This window comes from Paenibacillus artemisiicola (genome assembly GCF_017652985.1).
Lineage (GTDB): Bacteria > Bacillota > Bacilli > Paenibacillales > Paenibacillaceae > Paenibacillus_Z > Paenibacillus_Z artemisiicola.
Map to the genome: position 1 here is coordinate 1 of NZ_JAGGDJ010000080.1, position 14869 is coordinate 14869.

A 14869-nucleotide genomic window follows, 5' to 3' on the forward strand; every position below is an offset into this window, starting at 1 on the left:
CATGGGCGCCCGCCCGCGGAGCGCCGGCGCCGGCGCTTGGCGCGAGCAGCAGGCACGCGCCGGCCAGGAAGCAAGGCGCCGACAGCGCGAACACGGCCGCGAAGCCGCCGAAGCGCTCCAGCAGCGCGAAGCCAAGAGCCGCCCCGAGCGCGGCGCCGAGCAGGTCGGCGGCGTACAGCCGCGGCGCGGGCGCGGCGCCGCTCGCGAGCGCCCGGCCCATCACCCAGCCGAAGAGGACGAACGGCACGGTGCCGAGCAGCGCGTACAGCGCGAGCTGGTGCACGTACGGGAGCTTGGCGAGCGCGAAGCTCAGGGCCGCGATGTACAGCCCCGCGGCCGCGGCGACCCCGCCGGCCGCCCGCCGGCCGCCGTCCGACGCGCCGCGCGGCTTCGCCCGGTACGCGATGTACGCGCCGGCGCCGATGCCGAAGACGGCGAGCGAGACGATCAGCGAGACGTAGTGGTACTGCAGCAGCACGCCGTACACGCTGGTCATGGCGATCTCCAGCCCCAGCACCGCCGCGGACATCAGCCCGACGCCCGCGCTCCAGCAGGCGCTTTTCGTCAGCTTGAACATGGGCTCACCCCTTCTGTCCGGTCAGCGTAATGCTCTCCACGAAATACTTCTGTCCCATGAAGTAGAAGATCAGCGACGGCAGCATCGTCACGACGGACGCCGCCATGAGGAAATTCCACTGCACGTTGTTCTCGCTCTTGAAGAAGTTGATGCCGAGCGCGAGCGTGTACAGCTCCGGCTTGTTCAGGTACAGCAGCGGGCCCATGAAGTCGTTCCACACGCCGTTGAACTGGAAGATCGCGACCGTGATCAGCGCCGGCACCGTCAGCGGCAGAATGACCCGGATCAAGATGCCGAGCGTGCTCGCCCCGTCGATCTTCGCCGCCTCCTCCATCTCCGTCGGGATGCCCATGAAGAATTGGCGCAGCAGGAAGATGAAGAACGCGTTGCCGAAGAAGGCCGGCGCGATGAGCGGGTAGAACGTGTTCATCCAGCCGAGCGACTGGAACAGGTAGAACACCGGGATCATCGTGACGGTGCCCGGCAGCATCATCGTGGACAGCATGACGATGAAGAGGAAGTTCTTGCCCTTCGCCCGGAACCGCGCGAAGCCGTACGCGACGACCGTGCAGGACAGCAGCGTGCCGACGATCGTGCTGATCGTGACGATGACCGTGTTGCCGAGCCATTTGCCGAACGGCAGGCCGGTGAACGTTTCGACGTAGTTGTGCCACTTGATCGGGCTCGGAATCCACCGGACCGGCACCTCGAACACCTGGAACGATTCCTTCAGCGACGTCGACAGCATCCACGCGAACGGGACGAGCATGACGACCGAGCCGACGAGGAGCAGGAAATAGACGACGAATGATTTCAGCCCATTGGATGTCCGCATGCCGTCACTTCCTCTCCCCTTCGTAGTAGACCCAAGCGTCGGACGATTTCACGACGACGAGCGTCAGCGCCAAAATAATGACGAACAGGAACCACGCGAGCGCGGAGGCGTAGCCCATGTTGAAGTTCTCGAACGCGTTCTGGAACAGGTAGTAGTTGAAGAACAGCGTCGAGTTCATCGGACCGCCCTTCGTCATGACGTACGCCTGCCCGAACGTCTGGAGCGCCCCGACGATGCCCATGACGAGGTTGAAGAAAATCGTCGGCGTCAGCATCGGCACGGTCACGCTGCGGAATTTCTGCCACGCGTTCGCGCCGTCGAGGTTCGCGGCCTCGTACAGCATCGGCGAGATGCCCTTCAGCCCCGCGAGCCAGATGATCATGCCGCCGCCGACGCTCCAGAGGCTCATGATGATGAGCGACGGCATCGCCCATTTGGGATCGAAAATCCAGCCCGGCCCGCTGATGCCGAAGTAGCCGAGCACTGTATTTAATAATCCGATTTGCGGATTGAAAATCCACATCCAGAGCACCATGACGGACACGCCGCTGACGACGGCCGGCATGTAGAAGATGGTGCGGAAGAGGCGCATGCCCCAGGCCGCCTGGTTGAGCAGCAGGGCGAGCGCGAGCGAGAAGACGAGCCCGAGCGGCACGGAAAACACGGAGTAGACGACCGTCACCTTCAGCGACTGCCAGAAGAGCGGGTCGTGGTGAAGCGCTTTGGCATAATTCTTGAAGCCGACGAATTTGGCGGGCGTCAGCAGGTCCCACTTGGTCAGGCTGATGACGAACGACGCGATCATCGGCCCGAAGACGAAGGCGAGAAATCCGATCAACCACGGCGAAATCAATGCGTAAAACCAGAGCGCTTCCTTGCGCAGGGCGTTCGACCGAAACGACTTGCGGATGGGGCGCGGAACGGCGGGAGCGGCTTGCTCGGACACCGGCTTGCTCATGTCATCACCTCGGGATTAGTTTGGCGGCGCCGCGGGAAGCGCGCCGCCGGCACCGGGATGGGGCGGGCGGACGCTGCCGTCCGCCGCCCGATCGCACCTGCGCGGCGCTATTCGTTCTTCGCGGTTTGCAGATCGGCGTCGCCCTGCTTCGCGGCGGCGTCGAGCTCCTTCTTCACGTCGATCGGCTTGCCGAGCATCATTTTGTCCATGACCGTCTGCAGCGACTTGCCGCCGGAGACGCCGAAGAACGGGCTGATTTTCTCCGGGAAATCCTTGATGTTCGGCACGTCGTCGAGGAACGCCTTCAGCGCCGGATCGTTCGTCTGGCCCAGCTTCTCCGCCGTCGACTTGACCGCCGTGAACGCGTGCTGCGCCATCAGCTCCTGGCCTTCCGGACCCGTCAGGTACTTCAGGTAATCCCAAGCGGCGTCCTTGTTCTTCGACTTCGAATAGAGGCCGTAGCCGGAGTAACAGATCGTGTTGGCCGCGCCCGCGGGGCCGACCGGCATCTGGACGACGCCGAACTGGAGGTCGGCGTTCTTCTTGTAATCCTCCGCCGGCCAGCGGCCCGTCATGTTCATGGCCACCTTGCCCGCCGCGAACAGGTCGACGCCCTTGAACGCTTCGCTGTCCGTGTTCGACGGGGAAATGTGATCCTTCTGGTACATGTCCTGGTACAATTCAAGCGCTTTCACCGTGCCGTCGCTGTTCATGTAGCCGTCGATCTTCTCGCCGTCCGGGCTGATGACGCTGCCGCCGTACGATTGGATGAGCGGGAGAACCGCGCGGATCCAGCTGCCCGGCAGGCTGACGCCCCACTGCGTGTACTTGTCGCCGTCCTTCTTGGTGAGCTTCTTCGCGGTATCGTAGAATTGATCCCACGTCCAGCCTGCCTGCGGATACGCCACGCCCGCGTCGTCGAACATTTTTTTGTTATAGAAAACCGCGATGTCGGAATAGTCCTTCGGCATCGTGTAGTACTTGCCGTCCAGCTTGCCGACGTCGAGCACGCTTTGGTAGTAATCGCCGGTATTGATGCCGTTCGCGCCGCCGATGTAGGTCGTGAGGTCCTCCAGCGCGCCCTTCTTCATGAACATGCTGACGTCGCCGTCGCCGATCTGGAAAATGTCCGGCGCCTGCCCCGCCGCGATTTGCGTCAAAATTTTCGTCCCGTACTGATCCGGCACCGATTCGATGGAGATGGACACGTTGCCGTGCGTCTTTTTGTAGTTGTCCGCGATCTGCTGCTGAATCTTGAGCCCGTCTCCGCCTTCCCACGTGCCGATGCGCAGCTCGACCTTCTTGTCGCCGCCGCCGTTGTCCGCCGCGCCCGCGTTCGCATTCCCGCCCCCGTTCGAAGCCGCGTCTCCCGCGTTCGCCGTATTGGAAGTCCCGCCGGCGTTGCCGCCGCCGTTCGCGCCCGAATTCCCGTCGGAACCGCAGCCGGACAGCGCCATCGATGCCGTAATGCCGAGTGCCAGAAATGCTATGCCCCTGTTTTTCATCTTGCACACTCCTCAGATTGGGATTGTATATTTAAGAGCGCCGCCGGTGGGCGAAGCCCCAAATATCGACGAATAAACCGAAAACGTTTCGGATTTATCGCAAAAATAAAAGACCTTCGACTTTATTAAGTTTGTAAACTAATCGATCTTATTCCAAAGCCTTTTGAAGCGCTTACTTTTATCCGAAACGTTAAGGATAAACCCGGTAAAAAATCGCCCGCTCGCTGCCGTTCTAGGTGTCCGTCTTCAGGGGCGACGTGCTTTCGCGCACGATCAGTTCGTTATGCAGCACGATTTTGCGCTGGATGTTGCGGCCTTCGAGCATATCGATGAGCAGCTGCGCCGATTGATAGCCCATCTCGTACTTGTCCTGGCGAATCGTCGTCAGCCGGGGCGAACAATACGACGCGATGACGATGTCGTCGTAGCCGACGATCGAGATCGACTCCGGCACCTTGCCGCCGCTGCGCTCCACGGCCTTCAGCGCGCCGAGCACCATCAGGTCGCTCGCGGTGAAGACGGCCGTCACGCCCGGATGGTTCCGCAGGATGAGGTGCATGGCGTCGCCGCCGCCTTCCTCCGAGAAATTCCCGTTGTAGACGAGCTCGGGACGGAACGGAATGCCGTGCTTCTCCAGCTCCAGCCGGTAGCCGTTCAGCCGCTGCTGGCTGACCGAGGCTTCGTTGTGCCCGTTGATCATCGCGATGTTCCGGTGGCCCAGCTCGATCAAGTGCCGGACGGCCATGCGGGAGCCCTGCACGTTGTCCGTCGTGACGTGGCCGAGGTTGTTGCCCTCCGCCGGGATGTCGATGAGCACGCACGGAAAGCTCGTATCGCGCGCGACCTCCTCCAGATACTGATCGTTCACCCGCAGCCCCGAGATGATCGCGCCTTCGACGTTGCGCTCCTTGCACAAGTCGGAATACGACTTGGCCAGCTGCTTCTTCGGATTGGTGCTGAACAGCAGGATGTCGTAATCGAGCTCCGACGCGCGGTCGTTGATGCCGCACAGGATCTCGTACAGCATGGCGTCCTTCGCTCCCGCGCGGTTGATCTCCGAGAGGATGACGCCGATGGAACGGGACTTCTTCGTGACTAAGCTCCGGGCGAGCACGTTCGGCCGGTAGTTCATCTCCTCGGCGACCCGCTTGATTCTCCTCCGGGTCTCCTCGTTGACGTCGTCGTAGCCGTTCAACGCCCGGGAAACCGTCGTGACGGAAACGCCCGCAATTCTGGCTAGGTCTTTAATAGTCGTCAAGGCGTCTTCCTCCAAGGTTCCAAAACGTTTCGGAACAGGTTCTAGCGTTATTATATAGGCACGAAGAAAGCGATTGCAAGCACTATTTTCCGGGCTCGTCCCGGTTGCGCCGTATTCCGGGGCATGATCGGGGGCTGACGGGCGGCGGCTGTCGGAGCCGTATCGATAGCGGACGGAAGCCGCTGTCGGAGCGGCAGCGCGTTAAGCGCCCACGACAAAGAAGCCGATTCTCAGCTCGGCTCCTTCGCCCGTGAATTCAATTGCTCGATGACGCTTCCCTCGCCGACGAAGACGGAGCCCCCCGCCCGCACCGTGTCCTTGACGAGCGTAACGGCACCCACCCGGTCGTCCCGGATCAGGCCGATCCAGCGGCCTTCCTTCGCTTCGGGGTCGTGCTTCGCGCCCCAATCGGCCAGCTCCAGCAGCACCGGCACGAGGTCCAGTCCCCGCTCGGTCAGCGCGTAGGTCTCCTTTCGCTTGTCGGTGTCGTGCGGCCGCTTCGTCAGCACGCCCTTCCGCTCCAGCCGCGCGAGCCGCGACGACAAAATGTTCGTCGAGATCCCTTCCTCCGACGCCAGAAACTCGCCGAACGTCTTCTTGCGGTAATACACGATGTCGCGCACGATCAGGAGCGACCAGTTGTCGCCGACCGTCTCGAGCGCGAAGTTGACCGAACAACGCGACTTGTTGTCTGTACGTTTCATAGGGCTATCTTATCACAGGCGGGCGGCGATTGAAATCCGTTTGCTTGCATCATACAACCGAATAAGGGAATGGCAAAAAGCCGCCCGCCCGCTGCGGAGGCAGCGGCCGGCGGCTTCGGTTGCGCGGACGGGATAGCCGGTTGTCTTAGTAGGACATGCCCGGATAGAGCGGATATTGCGCCACGAGGTCGCGCACCATGCCGCGCGCTTTCTCGAGCACGGCTTCTTCCTTCGGGTTCTTGAGCGTCATCGCGATGATCTCGGCGATCGTCTTCATCGCGTCCACGCCCATGCCGCGGGAAGTCGCCGCCGGCGTGCCGATGCGGATGCCGCTCGTGACGAACGGGCTCGTCGGGTCGAACGGAATGGCGTTTTTGTTGACCGTGATTTGGACGGAATCCAGGACATGCTCCGCGTCTTTGCCCGTGATGTTCAGGTTGCGCAGGTCGATCAGCATGAGGTGGTTGTCCGTGCCGCCGGAGACGATGTTGATGCCTTCGGCGAGCAGCGCTTCGGAGAGCGCCTTGGCGTTATCGACGACGTTCTTGCCGTACTCCTTGAACGACGGCTGCAGCGCTTCGCCGAACGCGACGGCTTTCGCCGCGATGATGTGCATCAGCGGGCCGCCTTGGGAGCCCGGGAACACCGCTTTGTCGATCGCCTGCGCCCAGGCTTTGCGGCACAGGATCATGCCGCCGCGCGGTCCGCGGAGCGTTTTGTGCGTCGTCGTCGTCACGAAGTGCGCGTACGGCACCGGGCTCGGGTGCAGGCCGGCCGCGACGAGGCCCGCGATATGCGCCATGTCGACGAAGAGCAGCGCGCCGACGTCCTCGGCGATTTTGCCGAGCGCTTCGAAATCGATGATGCGCGGGTACGCGGACGCGCCCGCCACGATCATCCGCGGACGGTGCTTGAACGCGAGCTTGCGCACTTCGTCGTAGTTGATCGTGAACGTGTTCTCGTCGACGCCGTACGCGACGAAGTTGTACAGGATGCCGGACGCGTTAACCGGGGAGCCGTGCGTCAGATGGCCGCCGTGCGCGAGGTTCATCCCGAGCACCGTGTCGCCGGGCTGCAGCGCGGCCAGATAGACGGCCATGTTCGCCTGCGCGCCGGAGTGCGGCTGCACGTTCGCGTGCTCCGCGCCGAACAGTTCCTTCGCGCGGTTGCGGGCGATGTCCTCGGCGATGTCGACGTGCTCGCAGCCGCCGTAGTAGCGCTTGCCCGGGTAGCCTTCGGCGTATTTGTTCGTCAGCACCGTGCCCATCGCTTCGAGCACCGCCTCGGAGACGATGTTCTCGGACGCGATCAGTTCGATGTTGTCGCGTTGGCGCTGCAGCTCAAGGCCGAGCGCTTTGACGATTTCGGGATCTTGCTTGCGTAGGTTTTCCATGGTTGTATCCTCCTAAAATTTTGTGGCGGAGCTAGGCCGTTTGGAAATCGGCCGTGGAACAAAATCGCTTCGTAAGCATCAACCAATTTTGTGGCGGAGCTAGGTCGTTTGATATCGGCCGTGGAACAAAATCGCTTCGTAAGCAAAAGTTTTCGTTTTTATGGCGAAGCCATAAGCATCAATCAGATCAATCGCAGCTTTCCGCCGCGCCGTCCGCCGCTTCGCGGGCGTACACCGCCCGTTCGCCGCCGATCAGCTTCGGCCGGGTGAACGCCATCGTCAGATGCGCCGCCCCGATGGAGCGGATCGACGGCCGAACCGGCACGGCCACGCGCTTCAGGTGCATGCCGATGAACGTGTCGCCGATGTCGAGGCCGGCATGCGCCTGCACCGTCTCCGTCAGCACCGCGTCCCGCAGCGCGCCGAACGCGTACGCCGCCATGGACCCGCCCGCCTTGCGCACCGGGACGGCCGAGACGAGCTCGAGCCCGTACCGCTCCGCCGCCTCGCGCTCCATGACGAGCGCCCGGTTCAGGTGCTCGCAGCACTGGAACACGGCGTAAAAGTCCAGCTCCCGCCGCACCGCCTCGATGCCGTCGTAGATCGCCTTCGCCGTCTCCAGCGTCCCCGAGGTGCCGATCCGCTGGCCCAGCACCTCGCTCGTGGACGTCCCGACCACGAGCAGCTGCCCTTGGCGCAGCCGCGCCGCGGCGGCAAGCTCGCGGACAACCGTCTCGACGTCCTTGCTCAACCGGGCCGGATTCCAGCCCGCTGCCGTATCGCTCACGCCGATCCGCTCCTTATTCCGCGCGCGCGGGCTGCGCGGCGTATTTCGCTTCGATCTGCTTCACTTTGTTCAGCCGGCCGACGTGGCGCTCACCGTTCGAGAACGGCGTCTCCAGCCAGACGCGGATGATCTCCTGCGCCACGCCGGGACCGACCACGCGCTCGCCCAGGGCCAGCACGTTCGTGTCGTTGTGGTCGCGCGTCGCCTGCGCCGAGAACAGGTCGTGCACGAGCGCGCAGCGGATGCCCGCCACCTTGTTCGCCGCGATGGACATGCCGATGCCGGTGCCGCAGATGAGGATGCCGCGGTCGGCTTTCCCCTGCGCGACGAGCTCGCAAGCCGGGAGCGCGTAATCCGGGTAGTCGACGGACTGCTCACAATCGCAGCCGACGTCGAGAATCTCATGGCCGAGCGATTGAATGAACGGCACCACGACTTCCTTCAGCCGATAGCCGCCGTGGTCCGCGCCGATGGCGATTTTCATACCGCATATACCTCCCAATGTGACCGCGCGATGGCGGAAAATGTCGATTCGCAATGGTTTTAGTATACCTGATTTCGCCGGAAAAGACGAAAAAAGAGCAAGCATGCTCACGCACGCTGCTCTTTGCCCAGGCGACCGGCCGTATCTTCCGATGCTCCACCGTGGTTGGACCCACTTTCGTCGCCAGTTACATCGGAAACCGTCTTTAATTAGCTCTATCATACCGGATCGGGCCGGTAAAATCAATCCGCAAACACCGCGCGCGGGGCGCCCGGCGAACGGTTATTTGCGCGGCTGCTGCAGCCGGTCGAGCAGCTTGCGCAGCGCCGCTTCGATCTCCGCCGCGCTGGCCTCGTAGACGGGCAGCGGCCCGCCGAACGGGTCGGCGATGTCGAAGCTCGGGATGCCGGCTTCCAGCTCCAGCAGCCGGGCGCGTTCCGCGTCCGTGAGCTGCCCGCCGAGCGCCTGCTTCATTTGGAAATCGGTGTACAGGCTCTCCAGCTCCGCGATGCGCCGCAGTCCTTCCTCGTCGCGGTAGACGTACTCCAGCAGGGTGTACGTCTTGTCCACGGCGCTCGGGAACCGCTGCAGCAGATGGCGCTTGTGGCTCGCCGTCATCGTCAAAATCAGGTCGGCCCACGTCACGGAGCCGCTTTCGAGCGCGGTGGAGCCGTTGTTATGGCGAATGTCCCGGCGGCGCAGGACCGATTGCGCGTGGTCGGAGACGGGCAGCCCGTCGACGGTGGACACGCCCGCGGAGCGCACCTCCAGCGGCAGGCCGCGCTTCTGCGCCAAATCCCGCAGGAGCGCCTCCGCCATCGGCGAACGGCACGTGTTGCCGGTGCAGACGAATAAGATCCGTTTCATGCGAGAACCTCCTCTAGATGGTTGGCCGGACCGCCGCCGTCAGAACAGGATCAGCAGCCCGAACGTCAATAAAATCACGCCGCCGATCGCCTCGCCGTACCCGCCGAGACTGGAGCTGACCCGGCGGCCGAGCAGCAGGCCGGCCACGGACAGGCAGCCCCCGGCGACGCCGAACAGCAGCACCGCCAGCAGCATATCGACGGCGAACATGCCGAGCGACAGCCCGACCGAGAACGAATCGATGCTGACGCTGAGCGCGAACAGCAGCATGCCCCACGAGCTGCGGTGATCGATCGACGGCACCGCGTCGCCCCGGAGCGAGCTGTACACCATATGGCCGCCGAGCAGCAGCAGCAGCCCGCCCCCGGCCGAAGACGCCACGCTGCCGAGCAGCGTGCCGACGTACTTGCCCGCGAAGATCCCGATGAGCGGCATCAGGATGTGAAACAGCGCGATGAGCGTGCTGAGCTTGAGGATATCCAACAGCCGGATGCCTTTCAGCCCGATGCCGACGCCCAGCGAAAAAGCGTCCATGCCGAGCGCCAGCGCGATAATGACCAGCGTCAGCAGCTGTCCGGCCTGCAAGCCTGCCTCGACCATGCCATCCACTCCTTGTCCCCGTTATCTCCTCCAAGCATATGCGGACAAGACGGGAAAGATGACCGGATGGCGGGACAAGCGGCCGAGGCCGGGCTTCGGGCGGGCGGGCATTCAGGCGAAGGAAGCCGGGCAACCGATAGCTACCCACAAAAAAACGTGACCTGCGGTAGAAAGTACCGTCGCTTGCGAAAAAACGAGATGTCTTATAAAGCGATTCCGGCCGGGCATGCTTCGATTGCGGTTCCGCTCCGCGAGCCGGCGTTCGCGGAGCCTCCGATCGAGCCCGCCCGGTTTGCCGCCGGTCTTGCGCAGGCCGATGGCTCCAAAGCCGCCGGCCCGCAAGTCAGACGCACACGACCGCGTGGCCGGCGGCCTTGGACAAGCGGTTCATGTACGCGTGCCCGATGCCCGCCTCCGGGCACGTCTCCGCCCAGATGCGCTGGACGCCCTGCGCGTCGAACGCGCGCAGCGCGGCGTACAGCCCATGCGCGGCGGTATCGAGCCTCGCCAGGCTGCCGACGGCGAGCACGCAGTCCGCGTCGTACCGGGCCGCGTGCTCGTCGAAGGCGAGCACCCCCGTGCGCTCGCCGCGCGCGCGGGCTTCGCGGACGGCCGCCGCGATCCAGGCGGCCACCGCGTCCGGCTCGCCCCGCACGAGCTGCAGCGCGCCCCGCGGCGCGTAGTGCGCGTACTTCATGCCGGGCGAGCGCGGCGCCTGCCCGGCGGACACGCCCGCCGCGGCTTCCGGCGCGGCGACGGCGTCGTAGGCGACGGCCGCGCCCGCCGCGCGCAGCGCCTCCGCGGTAATGCCGCCCGGGCGCAGGATGCGCACCGTCTCGCCGTCCAGGATTTCGACGACGGTCGACTCCAAACCGACGCCGGCCGGGCCACCGTCGACGATGCCGTCGATGCGGCCGTCCAGGTCGTCCCGGACATGCGACGCCAGCGTCGGGCTCGGGCGGCCCGAGCGGTTCGCGCTCGGCGCGGCGAGCGGACAGCCCGACGCCGCGATGAGCGCGAGCGCGACGGGATGCGCGGGCATGCGCACCGCCACGGTGTCGAGGCCGGCGGTGACGCGCGGCGAGACCGCGTCCGGCCGGACCGGCAGCACGAACGTCAGCGGCCCCGGCCAGAACCGCTCCATGAGCCGGTCCGCGAGCGCTTGCGCCCCCGGCGCCGCGAGCGGCAGCGTCAGCTCGGCAAGCCCGGCGCGCTCGGCGACGTGCACGATGAGCGGGTTGTCGGACGGACGGCCCTTGGCCGCGAAGATGCGTTCCACCGCCTCCGAGCGCCGCGCGTCGGCGCCGAGCCCGTACACGGTCTCCGTCGGGAAGGCGACGGTGCCGCCGTCCCGCAGCCGGGCCGCCGCCGCGCGAAGCGGCTCGCCGTCCGGCGCCGCGGCGTCGACGCGCCATAGGGTTGTAGGTCGTACTGGTGTATTCAATGTCGTTTCCCCGAGTTCTGCTTCTGAAGCGGTTTTATTCCTATTATACCATACGCGTCCCCGCGCGAAACAAAGCCGCTTGTCCCCGTAACGGCGCGGCGCGGACGGCTTTGCGGCATGTCCGGCTCCTCGAGGACCGCATTCGGAAGAAAAACGGCCCTGCCGCCCCGTTGTATGCGTTTCAACCGCCCTCCCGCGCCTCCTATCGCTCGCCATGGCCCCCCGCCGTCTTTGACGGAAACGCCTGGCGGCGTTATGCTTCTTAAGCTATGCATATATGTCATTGGAGACATATATCAAACCGAGGAGGCCGCATTCCATGCACGTTCCCGCTTCATCCAAGCCCGTCCGCATCCTGCCGATCATGATCGCCATCTTCTTCGGCAGCTTCGTATCGGTGCTCAACGTCAGCACGATCAATATCGCGATTCCGGTCCTCACGGATCGCTTTCACACGACCCTCGCCACCACGCAGTGGACCTTGACCGGCTTCATGCTCGCCATGGGCACGTTCGCCCCGATCACCGGCTACTTCGGCGAGCGGTTCAGCTACAAGCGGCTCTTCCTGTTCGCCATGTCCGGCTTCACCGTCGCCAGCATCTGCTGCGCGCTGGCCTGGAACGTGGAATCGCTGATCGCGTTCCGCATCCTGCAGGGCGCGTTCACCGGCATGATCTCCCCGATTACGATGGCGATCGTGTACCAGGTCATTCCCCGCGAGAAGGTCGCGATGGCGATCTCGTTCTGGGCCGCCTCGTCCATGCTCGCGCCGGCCATCGGCCCGACGTACAGCGGCTGGCTGCTCGACAACGTCTCGTGGCATTGGCTGTTCTGGCTGAACGTACCGATCGCGGCGGTCGGCATCCTGCTCATCGCGATTTATATCCCGTACTACCGGCTGAACGTGCCGAAAAAATTCGACCTGATCGGCTTCGTGACGGTCATCATCAGCAGCGCCTCGCTGCTCGTCGCCCTGTCGCACGGCAGCGAGTGGGGCTGGAATTCCTGGCAGACGCTGACGCTGTTCCTCGTCGGCCTCGCGTTCCTCGGCCTGTTCATCTGGCGCGAGCTCGCGGCGGAGACGCCGCTGCTCAATCTGCGGGTGCTCAAAATCAACCGCTACAGCGTCGCGCTGCTCATCACGAGCATCATCACGATCAGCCTGTATTCCGGCACGTTCCTGACGCCGGTGTTCCTGCAGAACATCCAGTCGGTCACGCCGCTCGACACCGGCCTGATCCTGCTGCCCGCGTCGCTGGCGATGGCGGTCATGATGCCGTTCGTCGGCAAAATGTACACCAAAACCGGTCCGCGCGCGCCGCTCGCCATCGGCATCGTGCTGATGGTCATCGGCACGGTGCCGCTCAGCTGGCTCAGCATCGACATCTCGCACCGCTACATCATCCTGTGCATGATCGTTCGGAACGTCGGCATTTCGTTCGCGATGATGCCGGCGAGCAACGCGGGCATGGAAGCCGTGCCGAAGCAGTACAGCGGCCACGCGTCCTCGCTCACCAACTGGGTCCGCAACGTGCTCGGCTCGTTCGCGATCGCCGTCTTCACGTCGCTGCTGACCTCGCGGACGGCGAGCCACGCGAAGGACTTCGTCCAAGCCGGCGCGACGGACCAGAAGCACATCACGCTCATGTCCGTCACGATGAGCGTCGACGACGTCTACCTGATCGCGTCGATCATCGCGCTCGTCGCGCTGCCGGTCGCGCTGTTCATTCCGAAGCTGAAGCAGCCGAAGCCCGAAGAGACGGTAGGCAAAGCGGCTTAAGGCTAAGGCGGCTTAAAGCTCCGGCAGAACCGTAAGACGCGCGTTAAGCGCCCATCTCCGCACGCCCGGCCGGCTTCGGCCAACGCGCAAAAGGCTCACTCGCCCCAATGGCGAATGAGCCTTTTGTTCGTAGGCTTTCGATCGCCGCGCGAGTCGCGGCTTCCGTCCTAGAACAAGTGCTTGAAGAAGCTGAAGAGCGATTGAAGCAGCTCCCACAGGAAGAACTTCACTTCCGGCTGCTTGACCGCGCCGTCCTGACCCGCCGGCTTCGCTTGATCGCCATGCGCCGCGTCCGTCTTCGCTCCCGCGTCCTTCGCGCCGGCTTGGCCGCCGTCCGCCTTGACCGCTCCGTCCGTCTGGCCCTGGTCGCCCGCCTTGACCGCCGCCGTCGCGACGCCGGCCGACGCCGGCGTCGACGCTTCGCCGCTCACGGCGTCCACGAAGCAGAGCGGCGGGAAGAGCACGCACCACCAGTTCTGCCCGGCGCCCGCGCCGAGCGTGACGCGAAGCGCTTCGTAGTTGCCGGCCGGATAGACTTCCGTGCCGTAGATCTTGGTCGGGAACGGGACGACGCTCAGCTCCGCTTTGAACCCGTAGTCGAAGCCGCGGGCGGCGAGCTTCGCCGCGATGACGGCGTCGATGTCGCCCAGATGCGCGCGGATCGTCGCGCGGGCTTCGTCGATCGTTTGCGGGCCCGAGACCCACGCGTTCATCTCGTCGACGATCGCGTCGCGCACCTCGCGCTTGACCGCTTGGTCGGGCGCGCTGTCCGAGTTGGCGAGAATGCGGAGGCGGATGGATTCCGACGGAATGCTGCCGCCGGCGATCGCCGCGTCGGCGCGCTGGTTTTCCCAGCTCATGAGCAGGACGGCGGCGATCAACAGAACGTACCCGTAGACGGGACGGTAAGGAAAACGGGAATAAGTGCGGATCATGTTAACACAAGCTCCTTTTGGCACCCGTCGGTGCGTCGGCTTGCGTTCCGGAACGATGATAGTCCCATTATGTCCGCGCGCGGAGCGGTTTAAACCTCGCAATCTCGTGAAAACGGAATGAAAATAGCGCGGTACGTCATAGAAAAAGACGCCCTTTCGGACGTCCTCACGGCGCATGAAGGGCGCGCCTGCCGCTCCCGCGAACGCCGCGCCCATTACGCTGCTCGCTATGAATCTCGCTTCCCTATTAGAGGTTGTCTATTCGAGGCTGCCTATTCGCAGCTCCTGGTTGACGTTCCTAGCACCGCTTCCCTATTCGACCGCGAGCACATGCCGGTCGATGCCCGCGTAGTCGGGAATGATCCGCACCTCGCGCCAGGCGCCGATGCCGCGGAGCAGGTCCGCGACGGCCTGCGCCTGGCCGATGCCGAGCTCGAAGCCGACGATGCGCGGCAGGGCCGACAGCCGCGCGAGCTGCTCCGCCATGCGGCGGTACGGCGTCAGGCCGTCGTCGCCGCCGTCCAGCGCGAGCCGCGGCTCATGGTCGCGCACCTCCGGCTGCAGGCCGGCAATGTCGCCCGCCGGGATATACGGCGGGTTCGAGACGAGCACGTCGATGCGCAGGCCGGCGACGCCCCCGGCCGCGTCATCGCCCGCCCCGGGCCGCGGCCGCGCGAACGGCCCGAGCAGGTCGCCCCGCACGAACGCCATGCGCGCCGCCGCCCCGTGGCGCGCCGCGTTC

General features: G+C 64.6%; 15 protein-coding genes and 1 riboswitch. Of the genes, 1 reads left to right on the forward strand and 14 read right to left on the reverse strand.

Annotation, left to right across the window (positions count from 1 at the left end; translation table 11 throughout):
- The 12 genes from I8J29_RS32265 to I8J29_RS32320 form a co-directional block, all read right to left on the reverse strand.
- A partial coding sequence (locus tag I8J29_RS32265) for a hypothetical protein (RefSeq protein ID WP_208851380.1) occupies positions 1 to 577 on the reverse strand: 577 nt, incomplete at its 3' end.
- Positions 578 to 581: 4 nt separating this feature from the next.
- Complete coding sequence (locus I8J29_RS32270; protein WP_208851381.1) at positions 582 to 1412, reverse strand: carbohydrate ABC transporter permease; 831 nt, start codon at positions 1410 to 1412, stop codon at positions 582 to 584.
- 4 nt (positions 1413 to 1416) lie between these two features.
- Positions 1417 to 2370, reverse strand: coding sequence for a carbohydrate ABC transporter permease (locus I8J29_RS32275; RefSeq protein WP_208851382.1), 954 nt, complete (start codon positions 2368 to 2370; stop codon positions 1417 to 1419).
- Positions 2371 to 2477: 107 nt separating this feature from the next.
- A complete protein-coding gene (locus I8J29_RS32280; RefSeq protein WP_208851383.1) occupies positions 2478 to 3875 on the reverse strand; it encodes an ABC transporter substrate-binding protein in 1398 nt (465 codons plus the stop codon).
- A 232-nt stretch (positions 3876 to 4107) separates the two neighbouring features.
- Complete coding sequence (locus tag I8J29_RS32285; RefSeq protein WP_090642514.1) at positions 4108 to 5133, reverse strand: LacI family DNA-binding transcriptional regulator; 1026 nt, start codon at positions 5131 to 5133, stop codon at positions 4108 to 4110.
- Between the two features lie 230 nt (positions 5134 to 5363).
- Positions 5364 to 5837 (reverse strand): winged helix-turn-helix transcriptional regulator, encoded by a 474-nt coding sequence (locus I8J29_RS32290; RefSeq protein ID WP_208851384.1) that lies wholly within the window; start codon positions 5835 to 5837, stop codon positions 5364 to 5366.
- A 145-nt stretch (positions 5838 to 5982) separates the two neighbouring features.
- Positions 5983 to 7230, reverse strand: a complete 1248-nt coding sequence (locus I8J29_RS32295) for a serine hydroxymethyltransferase (RefSeq protein ID WP_208851385.1) — start codon at positions 7228 to 7230, stop codon at positions 5983 to 5985.
- A gap of 187 nt (positions 7231 to 7417) precedes the next feature.
- The gene (locus I8J29_RS32300) at positions 7418 to 8017 is read right to left on the reverse strand and encodes a TIGR01440 family protein (RefSeq protein ID WP_208851386.1); all 600 of its coding nucleotides are present in this window, start codon (positions 8015 to 8017) and stop codon (positions 7418 to 7420) included.
- Between the two features lie 13 nt (positions 8018 to 8030).
- Positions 8031 to 8501, reverse strand: a complete 471-nt coding sequence (rpiB, locus tag I8J29_RS32305; protein ID WP_208851387.1) for a ribose 5-phosphate isomerase B — start codon at positions 8499 to 8501, stop codon at positions 8031 to 8033.
- A gap of 118 nt (positions 8502 to 8619) precedes the next feature.
- Positions 8620 to 8702: riboswitch (ZMP/ZTP riboswitch) on the reverse strand.
- Between the two features lie 81 nt (positions 8703 to 8783).
- Entirely contained in the window at positions 8784 to 9368 is a 585-nt protein-coding gene (locus I8J29_RS32310) for a low molecular weight protein arginine phosphatase (protein ID WP_208851388.1), read from the reverse strand.
- A gap of 39 nt (positions 9369 to 9407) precedes the next feature.
- Positions 9408 to 9968, reverse strand: coding sequence for a manganese efflux pump MntP (locus I8J29_RS32315; protein ID WP_208851389.1), 561 nt, complete (start codon positions 9966 to 9968; stop codon positions 9408 to 9410).
- A gap of 343 nt (positions 9969 to 10311) precedes the next feature.
- Positions 10312 to 11412, reverse strand: coding sequence for an L-threonylcarbamoyladenylate synthase (locus I8J29_RS32320; protein WP_240546648.1), 1101 nt, complete (start codon positions 11410 to 11412; stop codon positions 10312 to 10314).
- Positions 11413 to 11731: 319 nt separating this feature from the next.
- Here I8J29_RS32320 and I8J29_RS32325 point away from each other — a divergent pair, with 319 nt between their 5' ends.
- The gene (locus I8J29_RS32325) at positions 11732 to 13192 is read left to right on the forward strand and encodes an MDR family MFS transporter (RefSeq protein ID WP_208851391.1); all 1461 of its coding nucleotides are present in this window, start codon (positions 11732 to 11734) and stop codon (positions 13190 to 13192) included.
- A 167-nt stretch (positions 13193 to 13359) separates the two neighbouring features.
- Here I8J29_RS32325 and spoIIR read toward each other — a convergent pair whose 3' ends face one another.
- Both spoIIR and I8J29_RS32335 read right to left on the reverse strand, forming a co-directional pair.
- Entirely contained in the window at positions 13360 to 14127 is a 768-nt protein-coding gene (spoIIR, locus tag I8J29_RS32330; protein ID WP_208851392.1) for a stage II sporulation protein R, read from the reverse strand.
- Between the two features lie 312 nt (positions 14128 to 14439).
- Positions 14440 to 14869: N5-glutamine methyltransferase family protein (locus I8J29_RS32335; protein WP_420831181.1), on the reverse strand; the 430-nt coding region annotated here is incomplete at its 5' end.